The following is a 22,827-nucleotide window of genomic DNA, read 5'->3' on the forward strand; positions in this document are numbered from 1 at the left end:
AATGAAATTTACACTGTCTTGGCTTCATGATCATTTGGATACAAATAGATCTCTTGAAGATATATGTGCAGCCTTGAATAAAATCGGTTTGGAAGTGGAAGGGGTCGAGGATCCTGGTAAAACACTGGCACCTTTTAGGACAGCCAAAATTATTTCTGCCGAACAGCATCCCAATGCTGACCGTCTTCGTGTTTGTCATGTTGATGCTGGTAAAGGATTTGAAGATATTCAGATTGTTTGTGGTGCACCCAATGCCTGTGCTGGGCTAATAACGGTTTTGGCACCTGTTGGTACCTATGTGCCTGGAAGTGATATTACAATCAAAGCGGGTAAAATCCGTGGAGAGCAAAGTAATGGCATGATGTGTTCTTCCCGTGAATTAAATCTGGGAGATGATCATGATGGTATTATGGAATTGCCAGTTGATACTCCAATAGGTGTATCTTATGCAGAATATGCCCAGTTGAATGATCCAGTCATTGAAATTGCTATCACTCCAAATCGTGGTGACGCATTATCAATAAGAAATATAGCCCGAGATTTGTCTGTCGCCGGTATGGGAACACTGAAACCACTGAAGGTTCCAAAAATACAAGCGCAATTTTCATCAGCTTTGAGTTGGAATAACCAATATGAAGACGCCTGTCCCTGGATTCTGGGCAGAACAATTCGAAATGTTAAAAATGGTCCAAGTCCCGAATGGTTACAGAAACGCTTAAGAGCTGTTGGAATAAGACCAATTTCATGTTTGGTTGATATAACCAATTATTTTGCCTTTGATCTTGGGCGTCCATTGCATGTTTATGATCTGGACAGGATTGCAGGCAAGCAGCTAACAATATGTCATGGCAATGGTGAAAAATTCCTGGCCTTGGATGAGAAAGAATATCAGGTCACTGACAAAGATTGTGTCATGATTGATGAAGCCGGTGTTCAATCCTTGGCAGGATTGATGGGTGGTGAAAAAACAGGTGTCAGTGAGAATACAACAGATATCTTTCTTGAATGCGCTCTTTTCGATCCTGCTTTGATTGCCTTGAGTGGTCGACGTCATATGATCGTGACTGATGCGCGACAGAGGTTTGAACGGGGCGTTGATCAGGCTTTGTTACCAGATGCGATCGAATTGGCTACGCAAATGATTATCAAATTGTGTGGGGGGCAGGCAAGCGATGTGGTTCATGCAGGTCAAGAACCCAAATGGCAGCGTACAGCAACCTTGCATTATAATCGTTTGAAAGATTATGGTGGATTGACAGTATCGGAAAATAGGGTTTCGGAAATACTGACCAATCTTGGTTTTGTGATTGCAGAAAAAAATTCGGAATGGATAAGGGTTGATGTACCTTCATGGCGTAATGATATCGCAATGTCCATCAAAATGGCCTATAATTCCAAGTTGGATGTGGTAAAAAAAGACAAACTGCTTGATTCTGTAAGAGCCTTGGAGGGTGAAGCAGATTTGGTGGAAGAAATATTGCGCATAGAGGGATTGGATAAAATTCCCGCCTGTTCCATGCCTTTGATTCAGCCCGTTCCTTCACCTGCATTGACAACAGATCAGGAGCGTTCTATTCTTTGTTCCCGTTTGCTTGCTGCACAAGGTTTGATCGAAACAGTAAATTTTTCATTTGTAGATCATGAAATTGCTGCACGATTGGGGGAAGCACCTGAATCTTTACGTTTAATGAATCCAATTTCAAATGATATGGATCAATTACGGCCGACCCCTCTGGCTTCGATCCTGCCTGTTATGCAGCGTAACATAACACGTGGTATTGGTGATATTGGACTTTTCGAAACTGGGCCTGCCTTTACACGAAATCAGGAACGCCTTATTGCAGCCGGTGCACGGTACGGACATATGCAACGTCAATATGATGGTAAAGCACCAAAAGTTACTTTATGGGATGTAAAAAAGGATGTTTTAACGGTTCTCGATGGACTGGGCATATCAATTGATTCTTTAAAAACGGTTGGTGAAACACCGAATTATTATCATCCCGGACGTTCTGGCCGGTTGAGTTTGGGGCCAAAAAATATATTGGCTTATTTTGGTGAGTTGCATCCTTCTTTGGTAAAAGAATTTGGTTTTGATCAGGCTCCCATGATTTTTGAAATTATGCTTGATACAGTAATTCCAAAGAAGATTACCAGGAAAAAGGCACCTGTACTTTCAATCTTTCAACCCTTAAAGCGTGATTTTGCCTTTGTTTTAAAAGACGGGACCCCTGTCGAGCAGCTTTTACAGGTCGTTAAACAGGCTGATCGCAAATATATAAATTCGGTTGAATTGTTTGATGTTTATAGAGGAGATAAAGTTCAGGCAGATCATAAATCCGTCGCTGTTCAGGTAACTATCCAGCCAAATGACCGAACATTGAAAGATGAGGAAATAGAGGCAATCTCCCAAAAAATCATCAAGGAAGTTGCACGTTTGCTTGGTGGAAATTTAAGATAAATTTAGTCTGTTTGTATTAAAGCCCATGTAAGAAGCCGTTACATGGGCTTTTTAAATTCCGCGATATATTTATATATTTACTATTTCACTCTTAATTTTGTCTGGTCTAAATATTATGCCTGTGACGAATAAATCCTTGGGGAATTTTTCTTTTAATCTGTTTGCGACTCTGTCAGGACTTTTGACGATTTTATTATGGTCAAGTCTGGCCATCATGACAACTTTTGTAGCCTCAATACCCCGATTTGAGCTTCTATGGTTTGGTTTCGGTTTGTCTTTTGTTATTGGAACATTGATTCTGGTCCTAACGGGACGTTTAAATGAAATGAAACAGCCATTAAAACCCTGGATCACCGGATTTAGTGGAATTTTCTTTTTTCATTTGTTCTATTTTTTAGGATTGGCTTTGGCACCGCCAGCGCAGGTAACCTTGATGTCATATCTATGGCCAACAATGCTGGTTGTTTGCAGCGCTTTTTTAAGTAAGCGACAGTTTCATATAGCATATTTGATTGGCGTTCTGATGGGATTGGCCGGGACTGTTTTTTTAATGTATGGAGGAAAAAATACAGTAATTACCCCGTGGGTTTTATTAGGGTATTTTCTTGGTTTTTTATGTGCCATCGTATGGACAATCTATTCATTGGTTAATAGAAAATATGTAAATGTTCCAGCTGGCATGCTGATTGGTGTTTGCGGTGGAATTTCATTGGTAGCCATGCTGATTCATTTCAGTATTGAACCAACAGTCATCCCATCCCTGAAAGAAATGATAATCTTGATCTATATGGGTTGCGGTCCGATGGGAATTGCCTTTCTTGCCTGGGATTATGCCTCAAAAAATGCTAATATGTCGTTATTGGGAAGCTTGGCCTATTTGGCACCTTTACTATCCATGGTATGGCTGGTGGTGGCCGGTAAGGCTCCAGCAACATTTGGATTGGGAATGGCTGTTATTTTAATTGTGGGGGGAGCAATAGTTGCAACTTACCCTTTAAAACATGTAAAAGAATAGCAATCTTTGTAAAAAATCTATAGATATATAACTAAAGTTAAATTTGATTTATTGAGACAGTCTTATTGATATTGGTGCACCATGACAGATACGCCTTTGGAATCTATTCGTAATTTTTCTATTATCGCTCATATTGATCATGGGAAATCCACCCTTGCTGATCGTCTTATCCAGGCATGTGGTGCATTGACGCAAAGGGAAATGCAAGCCCAGGTTTTGGATAATATGGATATTGAGCGTGAACGTGGCATTACGATCAAGGCGCAAACTGTAAGACTGCATTATAAGGCAAAAGATGGAAAGACCTATATCCTTAATTTAATGGATACACCTGGTCATGTGGATTTTGCCTATGAAGTAAGCCGTTCTCTTGCCGCTTGTGAAGGATCGTTGCTGGTCGTTGATGCATCTCAGGGGGTAGAGGCGCAAACCCTGGCGAATGTGTATCAGGCCATTGATGCAAACCATGAGATTGTTCCAGTTTTAAACAAGGTTGATTTACCAGCTGCGGATGTTGAAAAAACCAAGGAACAGATTGAGGAAATCATAGGCATTCCGGCAGATGATGCCATTGGCGTCTCGGCAAAAACAGGTTTGAATATTGATGCGGTTTTAGAAGCATTGGTGACCCGTTTACCTTCTCCCAAAGGGGATTTGGAGGCACCTTTGCAAGCTTTGTTGGTGGATAGTTGGTATGATACTTACCTTGGCGTCATTATTTTAGTGCGTATTAAAGAAGGTCGCCTTAAAAAGGGGATGCGTATTCGCATGATGTCAAACAACAGAACATATCATGTTGAACAGGTGGGTGTTTTCACGCCCCATATGCGCGAGGTTGAATCTCTGGGTGCTGGAGAGCTGGGTTTTATCAATGCCGCGATTAAAACCGTGGCAGATTGTCATGTGGGTGATACGATTACCGATGATCGCCGACCTGCGACCGAACCTTTGGCTGGATTTAAGCCATCAATTCCCGTTGTTTGGTGTGGATTATATCCAATGGATGCCGATGACTTTGAAAAGCTGAGAGAAAGTCTAGGTAAATTGCAGCTTAATGATGCATCATTTCATTATGAACCAGAAACTTCCGCTGCGTTGGGATTTGGTTTCCGCTGTGGATTTCTGGGATTGTTACATCTTGAAATTATACAGGAACGGTTAAGTCGAGAATTTGATCTTAACCTGATAGCTACAGCACCCTCGGTTGTTTATCATTTATACAAACGGGATGGGACGATTGAGGATCTTCATAATCCTGCTGACATGCCTGATCCCACCCTGATTGAAAAAATAGAGGAACCATGGATAAAAGCATCCATTATGGTTCCTGATGAATATCTGGGAGCTGTATTGGGTTTATGTACAGAACGCCGTGGTCAACAGGTTGACCTGACGTATGTTGGGGCAAGGGCAATGGTTGTTTATCGCCTGCCGTTAAATGAGGTTGTCTTTGATTTCTATGATCGCCTCAAGTCCGCGACACGAGGATATGCCAGTTTTGACTATCATATGGATGGCTATGAAGAAAGTGATTTGGTTCGAATTAGCATTTTGGTAAATCAGGAACCTGTTGATGCCTTGGCCTTTGTTGCTCACCGTTCCGTAGCGGAATCACGCGGACGGGCAATCTGTGCCAAATTGAAAGACTTAATTCCGCGTCAACTGTTCAAGATTGCCATCCAGGCAGCAATAGGGGGTCGTGTCATAGCGCGTGAAACCATTGGGGCCCTATCAAAGGATGTTACTGCCAAATGTTACGGAGGTGACATTTCTCGAAAACGTAAACTGCTTGAAAAACAAAAAGAAGGTAAAAAACGTATGCGACAATTTGGTAAAGTTGAGATTCCTCAATCAGCCTTTTTAGCAGCATTGAAAATTGACCGATAATTTTTGATACAAGATTTTCATTATTACTCTGACCTATTTGATTTTTTGAAAAATATCAAATAGGTTTTTTATTGTTGATTTGTCTGAATGCTAGCGTTTCTTTTAATTTGTACTTTGATTTATTTTTCTGCTTTTTTTTATTTTTTGGGTAAAAATCAAGTTCCTTTAAAAAAAGGGTTTACATTTCTTTCCAGTCGTAAAAATAAAAATCATATTAATTATAAAAATTGTAAACATGAATTATTTTCCGCTGACGATTTTATTTATAAACGATATGCAGAACAAAACACTAACATTAACCGATGTAATCTATATCCTGTAATCCCCGTTAATTTCGAATCCATTTTCATATTTAATTGTCTGCAAATGTGGTTGATCGATAAGAGATTGCATTGGTATATAGGTTTTGAAGTGTCAATGGGGGCATTCATCAAGACTGATTCTTCCTTGCCCCAGGAAATTCAAGATCAAGCTTTTTGGGCCTATAATAATAAACGTGTTGATTTTTTACTGGTTAATTGCTTCGGAACACCCAAATTGGTAATTGAATATCATGGTTCTGGTCATAACCTTTCAAGGGATGCAGAGGACCGAATGAAAATCAAACGGGCTATTTTATACAAAGCAGCCATTCCTTTGTTTGAAATTAGTTATACGATGTCTAAAAATGAGATTATTTATTGGTTAAATCAGTTTTACAAGGAACATATCAAAAGTGATGAGAGGGGTTGAAATCGAACCTACAGTTAAAAATTCATAAAGTTTTTAAAACCATATTGAATTCGATATAAAAGATCAGTTTAATATTTAAATATATGAAAATTATATATGAATCATTTTTTGAAATTTATTTTAATCTATATTGTTAAATGGTTTAATTTCAGTTTTAAAGTTTTTCAGAAATAATCTTTGTTTTTTATGAAATTTTTCTTGCCTAATATGAAAAAATTGTTATCTTTCATTTTTAGTTAACCTTTTACGGAGAGATGGCCGAGTGGCTTAAGGCGCACGCTTGGAAAGCGTGTGTACGTGAATAGCGTACCGTGGGTTCGAATCCCACTTTCTCCGCCAGTCAATAAAACATTATCCCACATCACCTCACATTTTCCCCAGAAAACTAGCATTTTTTGATAAAACCACTAAACATTGTCCAACATTATATGACATTTGAATGCATTTAATATTGGGGTATATAATTTTTCATCTTGGGGTATATCAATGTTAACGGATAAGGCCATAATAACAGCTAAATATCAGGAACAGGGTAAAAACAAACTTTATGAATGTGGTTTATACCTGGTTATAATAAAAGCAAATTCCAAAATATGGCGTTTTAAATACACTTTCGCAAAAAAGTGAAATACTAACATTTGATTCTTATGCTTAAATACCATTAGCAGACATGTGAGAAGCAAAATATGGTTAAAGCTATCGATCTTGGAATTGCTAATTTACAACAAAAATTTTTTCAATCTATACAGCAAAAAAATGTTTTAAAAATATTTTAATGATTGGTGGATTCAAATAAAGATAAGTATTTGAAGCTTATATATAATCTTTAAATGTAATATTATTTCTAAATTTGAAATTAATATCGCATGCATACTTCTAAAAGAAATAACATATAGGAAAAAAAATGACTGAAAAAAATAATATTCTTGAGCCATATCTCTGAAGAAAAAGAATTGGCAATATTATTAAAAAAAATATTAAAGAATTGCTCCTATCTTCAGTTGATGTTTTTGTATCTAGCGACGATCAAAGTATAACACTTGGCAATAAGTGGCTTGAAACAGTCAGTAACAATCTAGAAAAGTGCATTCTAATCATTGTTTTGTGTAGTCAAGAAAGCATTAAAAAACCATGGATAAATTTTGAATGTGGAGCTGGATGGTCGCGAAAAATACCAATTATACCTATCTGTCACTCTAATATAACAGTTGCCAACTTACCCATTCCATTAAATCTATTGCAAGGATTTGATATACAAAAACAAGGTAAATTAACAGAATTAATATTCAGAATAGCGAAAGAAATAAATATTGATACATCAAAAAAAGTAGATGAACTATCCATATTACAAGAAATAAAAGAATTTGAAAAAAATTATCAGATAAATTCTAAAATAAAAAACGAACTAAAGGAGATAGAAGAATTCACCCCATCTTTAAATAGATTTACTCAGTCATTATTTGATGACATTAAACAAAATCTAAAAAATTTACAAAAAAATCAAGTTTTAGAATTTCAATATAAATCTAATGGAGGAATATCTTTAACAAACGAAGCAACAGAAATAAAGGGAACACTTCATTTAAATTTTAAAGACTTTTTTAACATTTACAAACAATATTTAACTTCAAATCTTACAACATCACTCCTCTAGAATGATATTGTTCTTTTTTTCGTTTTCATTGACCTACTTTGAATCTTTACTCTAAATTTTTCGATTATTTTAGATAATAAAAATTTTGAAGAAATCTCAAAAAAGATAAAGGTCAATCTTCATATTGCATTAGAGAAAATTATGCTCACTTTAATTATATGGAAAAAGTGCAATGGAATAAAATAATAGAATTGACAATTTTAACACTACATGTTAAATTTTTATTTAAAGTAGACTATTTGTAATTTTTTATTAAAAAGCGGTGGCTTATTTCAGTTGAATTTAAAAATATATCAGATTTTTAATAGGGATGGGATAGTTGTGTTTTTCACAGAATCCATGTATTGAAGGTAATTCGCTAGTGCGTTTCATCGGTAGCTATTAAGATTCTTTGGTATATGTATTCTTTATAAATTAATTATTTATTGAGAAATTGAGGAATTTTACGGGTGTAAACCTGATAAATTTTAGTTTCTAGGTAAAATTTAAAAAATACCAATCAAGCTGCTGTTTTTATATTTATAGGTTATACCTAGGTTCCTTTAGATTTCATCATGGTTATATTTGAATAGCAGCTGATTAATTTCACATATAATGGCAATGATTAGTATTAGTGCAGCTTTAAGGATTGCTGGGACTTGCAGTTTTTTGTCAACACGATTTTGAATGAGATATTCGAAGATTTTGGTGAGAATTCATTGTTAGAACTCACCTTGGTAAGACGTGCTGAAATATAATTTGGTGAAGTTCCAAAGTGTGTTGCCCTATTAATAGGCAGCTGATGAAGTGTATGATGATTGTATAGAGCTTGAAATTGTTCCTTGAATATTTAATGAAGAACGATTGTCAATTGTTCATACTGTGATTTATGAAGATCCTGACATCCAGCTTTATGGTCAGATCTTTTTTGCCATTTCCAGAATGTATGAAAACTTAAATATTTTCTGTTTCTTATCCTAAAAGGAACGAGTTTAGGAATGGGTGAAGGTAGCAAACCATTTACAGTTAATTTACCAACAAGTTTTACTGGAAGGTTCAAATATGTTTTGAAACAAGTAAGCAGTAATAAATCTTCTGTTATTGCCGCAAATGATTGTCAACAATAATTAATTAACTTTTTGTATTTATCAATCAGAATACAGTTTTTGACAAATCATGTTGATATTATGATTTGGTATTGGCGATTACTTTTGAAATGTTCCAGATGAAAAAGATTTATTCCTATTAATATAAAAACAATGGAACAGATGGAAGGTTTCAGGATTATTAAGAATCTGTTCAAGAAATATCAATAAAAATTAAATTGTTTCAGCATTAAATGAAGATAAAGATCATGTATTATCCACTTTTATTCATATTTAATGAAGCAACGTTGTCAAATATATAAAACAAACAATGTCGCCATAATATTATGGGTAGGCATTGTTTTATAATATCAATTTAATAAAAACCGTTCTTGTGAACGGTTTTTTTATTAAGGATAAATAGATGAATAATTATTTAATTAATAATAATGAACCAAAAATTTTACCGGTGAATGAAACTCTATGTAAATCTCAAAAAAATAATATTATTGAACAAAATGATCGTGAAATATTTGAGTTGCCAGGTGGATGTTTGAGTGGAACAATACTGCGTTTATCTTGCAAGGGACCAACAGAGCAAAAATTCTATAGTTTTTCTATAAAAAACCGTATGCTTGAAAATGATACAATCGCAACTGTTAGGTTTAGTCCAACAAGCGATAGTAATGTTACGGCGGATAAATATTCGCTTCAGGAACAAACTTTTACAGTTCGTTTCAATGGAGGGGAACTTAATAAAGATGTCCCCTTGAAATGTGAAGTCAAGACAGAAAAAGAGGAGATTTTAGATTTTGTCTGTATTCTTCCAATTCGTGCGGAGGGTGTGCTGTATGAGAATAATGATGGTCTTGTCGTCATTATGGGGGCTATAGGTCCAAAAGGGGAAAAAGGTGATAATAATTTAAACGATGAAACAACAGATTTACATGTTAAATCAATCAATTCCTCAGCTCTCGTTACAACAAAAGCCGCCCCTTCAGCCTCACTTTTTTCAATAGTAAATAAGGTATATGAAACACGTTCATTTAATCTGCCAAACAGACCAATTGAAATTACAATGCATAGAGGCGGGAAAGCAAGAATTATAGAAAATACAGTATATAATGCTGTAAATTCTTATCGTGCCCATCAAGAGATATCCTTTGAATTTGATATTTAGTCAACAGCTACGGATGGAAAATTCATTATATGGCATGACAATCAAACCGACAGACTGCTTGATCATAGTTTGGAATTGCGAACGTCAACCTATGAAGATCTAAAATCTTTACGTTTTTCTGGCTTTAAAAATACACCTTATTATGATGTTGTCAAATTAAGTTCACTAAATGAATGGTGTCAGTTTATAGCAAAAGTCAATCGTCCATTTTATCCTGAAATCAAGAGGTTTGAAACTATAGATCAAGTTACGCAAATTGTAAAAACTATTCAATCTTATGGATTAAGCCATCTGGCGACTTTTCAAAATGGTGTTTATTCAGTATTGGAACATGTTCGTTCTTTGGATTCAAAATGTCGTGTAGGGTATTTACAATTTGGAGAAGACAACAATATCGATTCAGCTATTAAACAAATGCAAACTTTGGGAAACGGGGTTTTGTTATGGCAAATTGACACTGTTTCGCAAGATCCCTCAATTGTACAAAAATGCATTGATGCCGATGTTGGATTGAGTGTTTGGACTGCTGAAAATGATAGAAATTTTTTGAAAACACTTAAAACGGGGACGACTTCAGTAATGTGTAACAATTATCCTGTCCAAGCGTTTTAATTAAGGGGTTGAAAATGAAAGATATTATAATAGCGGGTCGTGAACTGTCACAATTTCCAATAAAAATAAATGGAACATCAACAATTGACAAGAATAGTGATGGGATATGGACATTTAAATCAACAGATACGAACAGTAATGCTTATGGATATTATAATGTTCCTGCGATATTTAGTGAAACAATTAGTATTACAGTGACGGCAGTATCCTTTGAAGAAGCTGATAACAATCAAAAATACCCTTCGATTGCTGTACGTTGGATATCAGCTAATGGAGTATGGAAACAGTCATCAGAAAATTATGTAAATTCAACAATGGTTGGAGTATATATGGCTGAGTTGACCATCAATGAATTTGTTGATCCAGGTGATATCATTCAAGTTTCATTTGGTCATTTCCGTCCGTCCATGGCATCTGGAAAATTTTTTGATGCACAAGTCAATATATCAAATAGTATGTATCCAGTTGTAAGAAAAATGTTTGCCTCGACATTGACAATCGAAGCGAGTAAAGCCGGTGAATTTCCCTATTTTTCTTATAAAACCCAATTCCAACAGTTAAATTTGAATACGATAAAGTGGGATGATAACAGCACCTTAATATTGCAGGATGATCAGCTGAAAGTGGCAAATGCAGAAAATAATCTTTGGTACGTTAATCCGAAAATATTGATGTCCTTACCAGAACTTAGTGATTATTCTACAGTTAATGTTTTTCATGGAATGTATGATTGGACTGGTGGAAGTTTCAAGTTGACTTTTGCAGATACAAAAACTGGAAAATTAGTTGATTTTAAAACTGATGCTACAAAAAAATTGGTAATACAATATGAAATAAATATATGATGGAATACTTGATTATTAATTAAAATGGATAAAGGATGCATTGGAGATTATTTATAGGAATAATATATAATGCATCTTGTTAAAGAAATTTTTTTATATTTTCATAAATATTGAATTTTACCGCATTATAATTGTGGTGCTCTTGGAGGGTAATAATTATGGCTGTATGCCCATATTTTGTTGGGACATAGATATTTCATTTGATATGCGTATTGAAGAAAGAGTTGGCTTATATGGTGGTTATTATTATGGATTTGTTGGAGTTCATAATTATTCAGAATTATGTCAAAGCAGCATCCAAGGGTTAAACTTGGAACAGCGGCAGTTTAAATATTATATGTAGCTTGAATATTTTTATTTATTACGTATTAAAAATAATATTAGTTCAAGAAACTAATATTGATGGATAAATTCGTTTTATTGTTATAAAATATCACGTAATGTTGTAATGACATTCAATGTTATTTACTGTCAGTAAAATTATACCTATCCAAATTATTAATTTAATTCATTTTTAAATAAAGATGTGGATTTATGGTACATTCTGCAGTTTCAGTTGAGAATGAATTTTTCTGTCTCGCAAAAGATGAAGATAAGTCAATTACAAATATGAAATTTCAGAAATTGCCTTACATTGCACATAATTGGAGTTTAGCTTTACTAAAGTCAACCTTTAATTTCTTCACGTGTATGAGTAACATTTTGTAAGTTTTCTTTTAGAATTTTATCAGAAAAAGGAGCGTCATTATTTGATTGTATATTGATGTTGTATTTTGAAATAATGGTTTGTAAAAGTTTATTTATGATGCCTCTTTTTTTGATCTTCATTTAAATCAGATTTGAAAATCTTGTTAATTTATCTTATTAGGAACTGATTATTCCGTAAAAGTTGCCGCCTTGCATCAAGCTTATGTTTGGTTTTTAAAATAGATGAAGAAATTTCTTTTCTTTTGGTCAAGGTAAAATTCTTTATTCAAATATGGTCTTTCATGCCAGCTATGTGATTGTCAGGATTTGGCGAAAAACTCTTGATGTGTCAAGAAAACGGTTTAAAGGAAAGCAAATCTAAATTATTGAATAAAGTCTTAAACTTTTATATGAATAAATTAGGTTATGAAAAAAATGCATTAGCCAAAATAATACAATGCAATATCGACGACCTAGATCAATTGATAAGGTTGAATTCATATAATTAAAATTATTGTTTTACAACAGTAAAACTTCAGTCACCCACCCATTGCGGTGGGTTTTTTATTATCCACTCCTCATTCTAAAAAGGAAAAATTAGCATGACCAAAACGACAGGTGGAATTTATCTGAACCATTTGAAACATGAGGTGATAACACCAGTCCTGAATTATATAAATCTTGGTGGTCAAAGGGCGATCAATCAGGTAACGGGAACTTTTCTGGTGGAGGGATATGCATGCAACTATACATATCTCAGGCAGCTTGGCAAGGGGCCGGCGTTGGGGCCATGTCAGATGGAGCCCGTTACCTATCATGATATCTGGGACAATTATCTCAACAATGCCAGAAGGCAGCCACTAAGAAGTCTTTTAATGCATATCGCGGGTGATTTTAACCTGGACAACAGGGGGATACCGAAACCCGAGACATTGACAGGAAACCTTTTCTTTGCCGCGGCCATGTGCCGCGTTTTCTATATCCGGATCAGGGAGATACTGCCTGATTCCCACAATGCAACGGCAATGGCCCAGTATCACAAGAAGTATTACAATACGGCATTGGGAAAGGCGGATTGGCAAAAGAATATCGACCGTTTCCAGCAGGCCATTGATTGTTAGGATTTATATGTTTTATTCTTTAAATAAAGAAGCATTTATAGGCTTCTAAAATATCTTTAAAATAAAAAAAACAAGCTTTTTCATTTCGGGGTATAATGTGGGGTATAAATAAGATAAAAATATTAAATTTATTTTATTTATCAAATTGTTATTTGTTTAATTCGTCGGACACCTTCTCCGCCATTTAATAAGTTATTCTGTATAATTTACATTTCCCAAAAATATTGAGTTTTTTTTGTAATTTTATCATGTTTTGATATTATGAAAAAATTATCAGTTAATAAAAAAGAAATTTATATCTTTTGTTTTATTTTGTTACAATTCTTTAGATTAGCGAGTTTTTATTATTATTATTGCTTCAATTTCAAACAAAGTATCATCCAAAAAAATTTACAAACCGCTTTTGTTGATCCATCTAAAACTATCTAATTCATTAATTTGTTTTTCTATCTTTTTTTTATTTGTCAACCTTGTCATATTAATGGGTAGTTCTTAAGGATTATTAAAAAAAACAAATAAATTTTTTAAAATTTACAATATATTATCAATGTTCTGCTTAGTATAAGACTTGGTGATGTTATCATGGTTATTGATGTTATTTTTGCGGTAGTCAGGGTTTTGCAGGAAAGTTATTGACGCTTTTATTTTTGAATATTTTATGACATAATGTCAATATTATTTCCAAATAAAATAATGTTGGATTAAAATGTTACGTACAGAATTCGCACAATTACGAGAACAGGCTGGGATTTCCATTAAAGATTTGGCTAATGAGGCAGGTTTTACACAAAGAACATTATATAGATGGGAAAAGGGTGAAGCCGTTCCGCGTAAGGCTGTTATGACATTATTACAAAACAAGATAACCATTGCGGGAAATGGACAATGTAAATTCAGGTTCATTGATCTATTTGCGGGCATAGGGGGGTTGAGACGTGGATTTGACCGGATTGGCGGTCAATGTGTGTTTACAAGCGAATGGAATATGTATTCGCAAAAAACCTATAGGGCCAATTATGCATGCAATCATGAAATTGCGGGTGATATAACCAGGATAAGTGAGCGGGATATACCTGATCACGATATCCTGCTGGCGGGTTTTCCATGTCAGCCATTTTCAATTGCCGGCGTGTCAAAAAAAATATCCCTGGGATTGAAGCACGGGTTTGCATGTGAGACACAGGGCAACCTGTTTTTCGATGTCGCGCGTATTATCAGATATCATCGTCCAAGATGTTTCCTGTTGGAGAATGTGAAAAATCTTGTCAGTCATGACAGGGGAAGAACCTTTTCAATCATTCGCAATGTGTTGGAACATGAGCTTGGGTATTGCCTGCACTGGCGTATCATTGATGGAAAAGGGTTTGTTCCCCAGCATCGTGAGCGTATTTTTATCGTCGGGTTTCTGGATAAAAACGATTTCAGTTTTGACACATTATCCTTGCCCGATCCGTTGTCAGGACCCCGCCTCTCGGCAATCCTTCACCCTGAAAACGGTAGTGAAAAACCGGAAAGCCACTATACCGTGGGAAAAAAGGCCGCTGTTTCCGAAAAATACACGTTATCCGATAAATTATGGAAATATCTGCAAAACTATGCTGACAAGCATAAAAAGGCGGGAAACGGTTTTGGTTTTGGACTGTGCGATCATGACAGTGTGGCCAGAACATTGTCGGCACGCTATTACAAGGACGGATCTGAAATTCTTGTCTCACAGGGATGCGATAAAAACCCGAGACGGTTGACCCCGAGAGAATGTGCGCGGCTTATGGGGTTTGACAGGCCTGGGCAATCAGATTTTAAAATTCCCGTTTCGGATACCCAGGCATACAGGCAATTCGGAAATGCGGTCGTGGTTCCTGTTGTTGAGGCTGTTGCCAGACATATACTTCCCCATTTGCAAAATTGACAAGTGTTTCATTATTAAAATGATCGATATTGTTGATCAGAAAACTAGAAGTAGAATAATGTCGTGTATTCATTGTAAAAATACAGCTCCTGAAATGTTTATACGCAGAATATTGCATTCACGAGGTTATCGTTACAGGTTGCATGATCATAAACTGCCCGGCAAGCCAGATATGGTTTTTCGAAAATATAATGCTGTAATTTTTATTCATGGCTGTTTTTGGCATGGGCATGACTGCCATTTGTTTAGGATGCCTTCATCAAGAGTGAAATTCTGGAAAAATAAGATAGAGACAAATAAGAAAAGGGATATGAATGTTATTTGTAATCTTAGGGAACTTGGTTGGAGGTCGATGATTATATGGGAGTGTGCCATTAAGGGGAAAAAAAAGGTTTCTGTAGAAGACCTGGTGTCTATTACCGATTACTGGTTTCGTAAATGTAATGATAATATGCAAGTTAGAGGAAAGTAAATGGCCTCATTAAATGAACTTTCTTATTGGCTGAATGAACAGAGAAGAATGGATAGGGTCTGGTATGTAAAACGTCTTTCAGCCAATGATACTTTGGCATCAGGATCCCATCAGGCTGGTCCTTACATGCCTAAAAAGCTGCTTATGGATCTTTTTCCATCATTGCAATATAGTGGTAAAAAAAATCCAAGGGTTACATTCGAACTGCGACTTGACAGTTGTCATGATATCAGGGATGTAACGGCAATATGGTATAATAACAAATGGCATGATGGTGGAACTCGAGATGAAGTGCGTATAACAAACTGGGGAGGTCAGCATTCCGCTTTGCTTGAACCTGAAAATACGGGTTCTTTGGTCATTTTTTCTTTTCAAAGACAACAGGGACGGGATGTTTCTCTTTGTAATGTGTGGGTGTGTGATCATGTAACAGAGGAAGATTTGATTGAAAATCTTATAGGAGTTATTATTCCCGGGAAACATATTATTCGATCCTGGGATAGGATTTGCTTTGCAGAAAAGAACAAAAACAATTCTTGTTGCTTGTCACCAGAGAATATACCAGAAGATTGGAGAAATAACTTTCCGACAACTATAGATATTTTTAAAAAAGTAATTGAGTTAATACCTGATATTGGTGATACTATCAATGAGCGTCTTATTAGACGTAGAAATTGTGAATTTGAGCTTTTTAGAAATATTGAAAAAAATATAGAGTTTTCTTTTATTCAGCAGGGATTTAGTACGATTGACGCATTTCTTGAAACAGCAAAAAAAATTTTGCAAAGAAGAAAAGCACGGTCAGGTCGTTCGTTAGAGCTTCATCTTAGAGAGATTTTTTTAGAAGAGAAATTAAAGGAAGGGTTAAATTTTTCATATCAACCAGAGACGGAAAATGGTAAAAGACCAGATTTTGTTTTTCCATGTGAAAATGCCTATAAAAATCAACATTTTTTATCAAAACAATTGAGAATGCTGGCTGTTAAAACAACATGTAAGGATAGATGGAGACAAATATTAAATGAAGCGGATCGTATCCCAGTTAAACATTTGTTCACATTGCAAGAAGGGGTTTCGGTAAATCAGTTTCAGGAAATGTGTGAATCAAATGTTAGATTGGTGGTGCCAAAACCTTTAATAAATAAATATCCTTTGGAAATTCAAGGACATCTTCAAACCCTAGAATCTTTTGTGGGAGATGTGCGTTTATTGTCCAATTAATATAGATGCGAAAATTTATCGTGATAGTTTTCTGGTAAACTTATATCTTTTAAAGATAACTTATCAAAAGCGGGTGTAATTTATATATTGTGATTGCCATCTTCTCCGTTATTTAATAAATTTTTCAAGATAGAATAATAATTATTCTCAGATCAATTTACTCAATAAGAATTTTAAATTCGTAATTTCAATATTTCATCCCATCGTGTTGTATAGCGTTGGCTCAACTGTTCCCGTTTAAGGTGCCATCTTGCCTTTTTTCTCTGTCCACCTATGAGAATCGTATGAGATCCCATTTGTTGATTAATCCTGTCGATCACTTGCATAAGACTATTATTGCGCTTGATTGATTGGTCATTTTGGATATGGGTGAAAAAATCAAGCTGTCTTTGATTTTTATGGATGATATCCAAAAGCATTATGCCTGCTTTATGATAATGGTATTCAGCCCTGAAAATTTTACGAAGCCCTTTTTGAGCAGCCCTGATGATTTCTCGGCTATCATCTGTAGGATATGGCATGGATATGGCAAAGGAAGGGTTGTATTGTAATGATTGATCGTGAAAACGGTTGGTTCTTAAAAAAACCAGAACAGCATGGGTAATGGAATGCTGTTTTCTTAATTTTTCGGCAGCTCGGCAGGTATGCAAGCGAATGGCTTCCTCAATATCAAACAGGTTGTTGGTACTTTGACCAAAACTTCGAGAAGCGACTATATTTTTTTTTGGTGTATGAAAATCTGTCAGTTCAATACAGGAAATTCCTCTTAATTCCAGAACAGTACGTTCCAAAACAACTGAAAAATGCTGTTGCATAAATTTGGGGCTGCAATTTTTTAATTGCCAGGCATTTTCAATACCCATTGCGATCAGTTTGGCATTTAAGCGACGGCCGATGCCCCATATTTCAGAAATTGGTAAATTTTCAAGAATATGTCTAAAATCAGGACCATGAATATCTAAACAGAAAACACCTTCATGTTTTTTATCTTTTTTAGCGATATGGTTGGCTATTTTTGCAAGAGTTTTGGTGGTTGACAGACCAATGGAAACAGGGATTCCAGTGTTTTTCTTAATGATTTTTTGAACATAGCGACAATAATTATTGGTTTTCTGATCCCCATTCAAATGAATAAATGCTTCGTCAATAGAATAAAGCTCAACATGATAAAAATAATTCTGAACTGTTTCAAAGACACGTTGGCTCATATCACCATAAAGTTCGTAATTGGAACTTAATAAAGTGATTTTCTCTTGTAAATCCGAAGGAATTTTAAATGCCGGCATTCCCATGGGGATGAAAGGTTTAAGCTCGTTAGAGCGGGCAACAACACATCCATCGTTATTTGAAAGAATACCAACTGGATGATTTTCCAATTTTGGATTAAAAACACGTTCACATGAAACGTAAAAATTATTACAGTCAATTAATCCAATCATTATTTTATTTATTATGGTTGAACAGTTTTTAACGATTGCGGTTTCTGAAAGAATGGATTGTATGAATGACCACTCCCCAGATCATGGTTTCTTTATCCTTGATTTCTATAGGGGGGTAATTAGGGTTGCCAGATTTCAAATAAGGGATATTGTTTTTAATTGCCAAAGCTTTACAGGTTAACTCTCCATCAACAGAAACAATGACAATATCACCCTGACGGGGATCTAGCGATCGGTCAACTACCAAAAGATCATGATCGAAAATACCGTAATCAATCATGGAATCTCCAGAAACCCGTATGTAATAAGTTGCAGAAGGATGATCAACCAAATGTTCTGTGAGCTCCAGTTTCCCTTCAAGATAGTCATCTGCAGGAGAGGGGAAACCCGCTTTCACCAGCATTTCAATGTGAGGTAAAAAATATCTGCGTGTGTCAGGATGGACAGGGTGAATGGAAACTATTTCTGTCTCAACCATAATTTGATCTCCATAAATAATTTTTTGGCTGACTATAAAAGTTAATTTTCTATTAATCAATGAAAGAATAAAAATTTTTATAGTTATTTGAATGACTTATTTGGCTTTGTTATCAAGTTTGAGATATGGGATCATTTAGGATAAACGGATTAATTATTTAATAGTAAGAATGAATTTTAAAGTCCGAAAAATTACAATCTAGATATTGGGTAATTATGACCGATATAAATCGTTAAAGTTAATGAATATATTTATTTATACCATGAATTATATATATAAATCAGATGGTTATCTTTTGAGATTGGAGTGTATTCAGTAATTGATTTTAGTTTTTATTAGGTTAAATTATGAAATTTAGATTTATACAGACAATTTTTATGAGTATATAATTATAATCTTGTTATATCGCTTAATATATGTTGCGGGTTCTTAAATGAAACCTATCATCGATATGACGAAATCATTATTAAAAAACGAATGATAACATATCGTTAGCTGTATCTTAATTGAAAATCAATGACCAATATTAAGCTTCAGATGGATCAATTGTAAATTGTCCATTAATCAGGTTTGTTCCAGATAGACAATCTATGTTTACATCGGGACAGCAAATATTACAGCTTGGTGGTGATATGGAAAAATTCCCATTGGTGCGAATATACATGATGTTAATGGATATTATGGGAAATTAGTAATTTTGCCTGATTAAATTACGACAGCAAAAATTATGGAACATCAAATAATTAGGTCATTTTTCCGCTTCTTATTCTTTTACTACACCATGTATGTTAGGTGAATTTAAAAGATGATATAAATTATCATTATGTTTGTGTAGTGGCCAATCACTGGAAAAATTTATATTATCATATTTTTAACTAAAAGTAATAATGTTGAAACAAATGGTAATAAAGATGGTAAATAATCCTAATATTAGTAAATTGAAAATGAAGAAATTTTTTCTTTGAAGATGCGGTAAAACATTACTAAACATAATGTTTAGAATTATAGCCACCCTACGGGGTGGTTTTTTTATTAATGTATTTATATATTCAAAAAATCAATTATTTATTTTATTATATATATTTAATGAATTAGTTTAAATATTAAAATAATATTTTTTAAATGCAAAAAAATTATTAATTTTTAAAATTGAAAACTAATATGTAATGATATATAATAAATACATTTAAAAAGCCGAAAAATAGAATGAGAACAAAAGGTGCTTAAACAAGTTTTCAATTCTATTTTCCGGAAGCGAAATATATTATACGGAATGATATAAAGATATTCAATACTTAATTATTAAAAAATTAACTGTTTTTTTATATTTTAATTATAAAATTATTAAAAATCATTGAAATTCAAATAAAAATTGAACTAATAAATTTTTGTTGATTTGTATAAAAATCAAAATGATTTTGATTTTGTTTTCAGCTACAGTTTTTTGGCAAATTGTTGCAATAGTTCATGATGCAATAGGGCAACTTGAACTGAACTTGCCAATTGTCGGGCTGAAACAGTATAAGAAGCATTGGAAACAACGGCGGCATAATCAGCGTGATAAAATTCTTTTGCCGATAAAACTTCTTGCACTGCTTTGTTGCCAACCGGTTTGGTATACAATTTGCATTGTAAAATTAATGTCTTGTTGTTTTTATAGGCAATGACATCGGCTCCCTGATCGCCACTAGCGTTTGTTACCTTAGCATCCCACCCAATCTGTTGCAGTAAATTTGCACAAAATGCTTCATATTCCAGAGGTTTTAGATAATTGACGTTATTAACATTTTGTTTTTTTTCTAAATTTGTTTGTTCAACAATTATATGAATATGTTTGACCAGTTGTTTTTTGATTGATGGTAACAAATCAACAAGATTTTTTTTTGTCAGACGCGGACGAATTCTAGTCTTAATAAATCGTTGTATTTCTTTGAACCATCTATCTTCGATAATGGAGCCATAATCATCTTTATAACAAAGTTGTTCTCTTTTAAGTGTTAATATTTTCCGATGACGTTTTATTTCATTGATTGCCAATTTCATAGCTCTTTTTTTACGGTAAAAGCTTGTAAATTTCAGGAATGAATTTCTAAGTGTAAATTTTTTGCGGATAGTAAAGATAGTTATAAAAACAATAATAAATATGAAAATCCATTGATATGGATATGTAAATATTAAATTTTTAAAATTATATAAAATAAAAAAAGTTGTATTATTTGTATAAGAATTTTTTTCCTCGGAAATAATTTTCAAAGCCGTATTGAATATCGATGTTGTTCCTTGTAAGGAAAGTTCAATAGTTTGATTGGGAAATGTAATGTATGCGTTTTTTTTTGTAATAATTTCTTTTGCAAATATATTGCTTTGATCCGTATTCAATGAGGTTTCATATATGAATGGATGTGTATTTTGCTTTTTTTTTAAATAGTAAGAGTGATGATCGGTTTTGAAAACAATTGAGGGTTGCTTATTAAATTGATTATCGAATTGAATAAGGGCTAGCTTGATCAATATGGGTTGATTGATCTTTAAATTGATAAAAAAATTAAATTTTTTTTCTTTTTTTTTAATAATTATTTGATTGTTGGTTACAGATTCTATTTGCCAATTATTGGTTGCAGCTTGTGATGCAAAAGGATAAAAAAGATAAAAACTGAAAAATAATAAGTTAAAAGCAAATTTAGGTAGCATAAACAAATGAATAGGGGTTTCGTGAGATATTTTTTTAATAATTTATGAGAAAATTGACAAAGATTTATATTATTTTATACAATTCAGTAGTGCCAAATATCATTTTACATGATTAGTTTATCATTTTTATGGTGCCCAAAAGAAGACTCGAACTTCCACAGCCTTGCGGCTACAGGTACCTGAAACCTGCGCGTCTACCAATTCCGCCATTTGGGCTCTTAAATATATTGATACTTCTTACTGATGTTCTTATAGTTGGTCAATGGAATTTTTGATTTTTTTAATTTTTCAAATGAGAATAAACACTATTCGATAAATTTGATTATGAAGCTGGGAAAGTTTGATGCGTAAAATAGCAACGATTATTGGTGGTAATGGATTAATTGAAAATTACCTTGTTGAGCGGTTGGTTAAGCAGGGATACGTGATAAGATTGGCAGTACCTTTTCCTGCACATACGAGAGAACAGAAAATATTTGGTAATGTTGGACAGGTTACTCCATTGTTTTGTTCATTTGATCAAGAAAATACTATTGTTCGATCCATTGAAGGTGCAAGTGTCGTTATTAATCTGGCAGAAGCTTTTGTTGGAAAAAGCAAGGGTAATCTTGAAAAAATAAATGTAAAAATCGCTGAAAAAATAGCAAAAATCGCAAGTGCAGCAGGTGTCAAAAATTTATTGCATTTTTCTGCTTTGGGTGCTGATTCCACAAGTCCCTCCTCATATCTGGTCAGCAAGAAAAAGGGGGAGGAAACTGTATTGAAAACATATCCTTCTTCAACGATTGTAAGGGTTGGAATCAGTTTTGGTCCAGAAGATCAGTTTTTGAATAAGTTAGGATTTCTATCAACTTTTTTCCCTATTATGCCAGTTTATAATGTTAATACACGTTTACAACCTGTCTATGTAGGAGACATTGCTGATGCTGTTATTAAGATTGTTGAAAATGAAGAAAATAATGGGGAAATTTACGAGTTGGCAGGTCCTGAAATACTTACTAATCGTGAGTTGATTTCCAAGGTTTTAAAAATAGTTCATCGAAAAAATGATGTAAGCGGGTTATGTCCAGATTTTATAAAATTAATGGCTTATTTCCTGGAATATATGCCAGGTTCCTTAATGACCGCACGATTGGTTAATTTAATGAAATATGATTCTGTTGCTGGTTACAAGGGTAAAAATTTTGAATCTCTAGGTATTGTTCCATCTTCAATTGAAATGATCGCTCCCGCTTATCTATATTGTTACAGGCCTGCTTGCGACTTTGAAGAATTAAAAAAATTACAAAAAGAAGCCTATATTTGAAAAAAAGTTATAAAAGGTCAGTAGTACTGTCTTTTTATTAAAAACGGAATAGG

General features: G+C 34.0%; 17 protein-coding genes and 2 tRNA genes. 15 read left to right on the forward strand and 4 right to left on the reverse strand.

What is annotated here, in order from left to right; all coding sequences use genetic code 11:
- Position 1 precedes the first annotated feature (1 nt).
- The 14 genes from pheT (at position 2) to GN303_RS03670 (ending at position 16,860) form a co-directional block, all read left to right on the forward strand.
- Complete coding sequence (pheT, locus tag GN303_RS03610) at positions 2-2,461, forward strand: phenylalanine--tRNA ligase subunit beta (RefSeq protein WP_110438868.1); 2,460 nt, start codon at positions 2-4, stop codon at positions 2,459-2,461.
- Positions 2,462-2,576: 115 nt separating this feature from the next.
- Positions 2,577-3,476 carry a DMT family transporter gene (locus GN303_RS03615; protein ID WP_110438869.1) on the forward strand — a complete coding sequence of 300 codons (900 nt, stop codon included), beginning with the start codon at positions 2,577-2,579 and terminating at the stop codon, positions 3,474-3,476.
- An 81-nt stretch (positions 3,477-3,557) separates the two neighbouring features.
- Positions 3,558-5,363, forward strand: a complete 1,806-nt coding sequence (gene lepA, locus GN303_RS03620; RefSeq protein WP_110438870.1) for a translation elongation factor 4 — start codon at positions 3,558-3,560, stop codon at positions 5,361-5,363.
- 144 nt (positions 5,364-5,507) lie between these two features.
- Entirely contained in the window at positions 5,508-6,095 is a 588-nt protein-coding gene (locus tag GN303_RS03625) for a DUF2726 domain-containing protein (RefSeq protein ID WP_197037472.1), read from the forward strand.
- Between the two features lie 248 nt (positions 6,096-6,343).
- A tRNA-Ser gene (locus tag GN303_RS03630) sits at positions 6,344-6,434 on the forward strand.
- A 646-nt stretch (positions 6,435-7,080) separates the two neighbouring features.
- Entirely contained in the window at positions 7,081-7,749 is a 669-nt protein-coding gene (locus tag GN303_RS03635; protein WP_158523877.1) for a TIR domain-containing protein, read from the forward strand.
- Between the two features lie 977 nt (positions 7,750-8,726).
- Positions 8,727-8,855 (forward strand): hypothetical protein, encoded by a 129-nt coding sequence (locus tag GN303_RS08880; RefSeq protein WP_255412358.1) that lies wholly within the window; start codon positions 8,727-8,729, stop codon positions 8,853-8,855.
- A 382-nt stretch (positions 8,856-9,237) separates the two neighbouring features.
- Positions 9,238-9,993: a phage fiber-tail adaptor protein gene (locus GN303_RS03640; RefSeq protein WP_110438873.1), complete on the forward strand. Its 756-nt coding sequence runs from the start codon at positions 9,238-9,240 to the stop codon at positions 9,991-9,993.
- Positions 9,994-10,017: 24 nt separating this feature from the next.
- Positions 10,018-10,605, forward strand: coding sequence for a glycerophosphodiester phosphodiesterase (locus GN303_RS03645; RefSeq protein WP_110438874.1), 588 nt, complete (start codon positions 10,018-10,020; stop codon positions 10,603-10,605).
- Between the two features lie 14 nt (positions 10,606-10,619).
- Positions 10,620-11,450: a hypothetical protein gene (locus GN303_RS03650; protein ID WP_110438875.1), complete on the forward strand. Its 831-nt coding sequence runs from the start codon at positions 10,620-10,622 to the stop codon at positions 11,448-11,450.
- 1,289 nt (positions 11,451-12,739) lie between these two features.
- Positions 12,740-13,258, forward strand: coding sequence for a hypothetical protein (locus GN303_RS03655; RefSeq protein WP_110438877.1), 519 nt, complete (start codon positions 12,740-12,742; stop codon positions 13,256-13,258).
- A gap of 706 nt (positions 13,259-13,964) precedes the next feature.
- A complete protein-coding gene (gene dcm / locus GN303_RS03660) occupies positions 13,965-15,167 on the forward strand; it encodes a DNA (cytosine-5-)-methyltransferase (protein WP_110438878.1) in 1,203 nt (400 codons plus the stop codon).
- 19 nt (positions 15,168-15,186) lie between these two features.
- Entirely contained in the window at positions 15,187-15,639 is a 453-nt protein-coding gene (locus tag GN303_RS03665; RefSeq protein ID WP_110438879.1) for a very short patch repair endonuclease, read from the forward strand.
- Positions 15,640-16,860, forward strand: a complete 1,221-nt coding sequence (locus GN303_RS03670) for a type II restriction endonuclease (protein ID WP_110438880.1) — start codon at positions 15,640-15,642, stop codon at positions 16,858-16,860. It begins immediately after the preceding gene.
- Between the two features lie 173 nt (positions 16,861-17,033).
- Here the strand turns inward: GN303_RS03670 and GN303_RS03675 are convergent, their stop codons facing one another.
- The 4 genes from GN303_RS03675 to GN303_RS03690 form a co-directional block, all read right to left on the reverse strand.
- A complete protein-coding gene (locus tag GN303_RS03675) occupies positions 17,034-18,299 on the reverse strand; it encodes a Y-family DNA polymerase (RefSeq protein ID WP_110438881.1) in 1,266 nt (421 codons plus the stop codon).
- Positions 18,300-18,327: 28 nt separating this feature from the next.
- Positions 18,328-18,777, reverse strand: a complete 450-nt coding sequence (locus GN303_RS03680; RefSeq protein ID WP_110438882.1) for a LexA family protein — start codon at positions 18,775-18,777, stop codon at positions 18,328-18,330.
- Between the two features lie 1,434 nt (positions 18,778-20,211).
- A complete protein-coding gene (locus tag GN303_RS03685) occupies positions 20,212-21,156 on the reverse strand; it encodes a restriction endonuclease (protein ID WP_158523878.1) in 945 nt (314 codons plus the stop codon).
- Between the two features lie 441 nt (positions 21,157-21,597).
- Positions 21,598-21,684 (reverse strand) — tRNA-Leu (locus tag GN303_RS03690).
- Positions 21,685-21,811: 127 nt separating this feature from the next.
- Between GN303_RS03690 and GN303_RS03695 the strand changes: the two genes are divergently transcribed.
- The gene (locus tag GN303_RS03695; protein ID WP_110438884.1) at positions 21,812-22,774 is read left to right on the forward strand and encodes a complex I NDUFA9 subunit family protein; all 963 of its coding nucleotides are present in this window, start codon (positions 21,812-21,814) and stop codon (positions 22,772-22,774) included.
- Positions 22,775-22,827: the final 53 nt, after the last annotated feature.

It is taken from the genome of Commensalibacter melissae (genome assembly GCF_009734185.1).
In the GTDB taxonomy this organism is placed as follows: Bacteria; Pseudomonadota; Alphaproteobacteria; order Acetobacterales; family Acetobacteraceae; genus Commensalibacter; species Commensalibacter melissae.

Excerpts from the sequence above, each read along its gene's own strand:
- GN303_RS03675 (WP_110438881.1), bottom strand. The coding sequence starts at position 18,299 with ATGATTGGATTAATTGACTGTAATAATTTTTACGTTTCATGTGAACGT.
- GN303_RS03695 (WP_110438884.1), top strand. The coding sequence starts at position 21,812 with ATGCGTAAAATAGCAACGATTATTGGTGGTAATGGATTAATTGAAAAT.
- pheT (WP_110438868.1), top strand. The coding sequence starts at position 2 with ATGAAATTTACACTGTCTTGGCTTCATGATCATTTGGATACAAATAGA.
- lepA (WP_110438870.1), top strand. The coding sequence starts at position 3,558 with ATGACAGATACGCCTTTGGAATCTATTCGTAATTTTTCTATTATCGCT.
- GN303_RS03640 (WP_110438873.1), top strand. The coding sequence starts at position 9,238 with ATGAATAATTATTTAATTAATAATAATGAACCAAAAATTTTACCGGTG.
- dcm (WP_110438878.1), top strand. The coding sequence starts at position 13,965 with ATGTTACGTACAGAATTCGCACAATTACGAGAACAGGCTGGGATTTCC.
- GN303_RS03615 (WP_110438869.1), top strand. The coding sequence starts at position 2,577 with ATGCCTGTGACGAATAAATCCTTGGGGAATTTTTCTTTTAATCTGTTT.
- GN303_RS03680 (WP_110438882.1), bottom strand. The coding sequence starts at position 18,777 with ATGGTTGAGACAGAAATAGTTTCCATTCACCCTGTCCATCCTGACACA.
- GN303_RS03650 (WP_110438875.1), top strand. The coding sequence starts at position 10,620 with ATGAAAGATATTATAATAGCGGGTCGTGAACTGTCACAATTTCCAATA.
- GN303_RS08880 (WP_255412358.1), top strand. The coding sequence starts at position 8,727 with ATGGGTGAAGGTAGCAAACCATTTACAGTTAATTTACCAACAAGTTTT.
- GN303_RS03665 (WP_110438879.1), top strand. The coding sequence starts at position 15,187 with ATGATCGATATTGTTGATCAGAAAACTAGAAGTAGAATAATGTCGTGT.
- GN303_RS03670 (WP_110438880.1), top strand. The coding sequence starts at position 15,640 with ATGGCCTCATTAAATGAACTTTCTTATTGGCTGAATGAACAGAGAAGA.
- GN303_RS03655 (WP_110438877.1), top strand. The coding sequence starts at position 12,740 with ATGACCAAAACGACAGGTGGAATTTATCTGAACCATTTGAAACATGAG.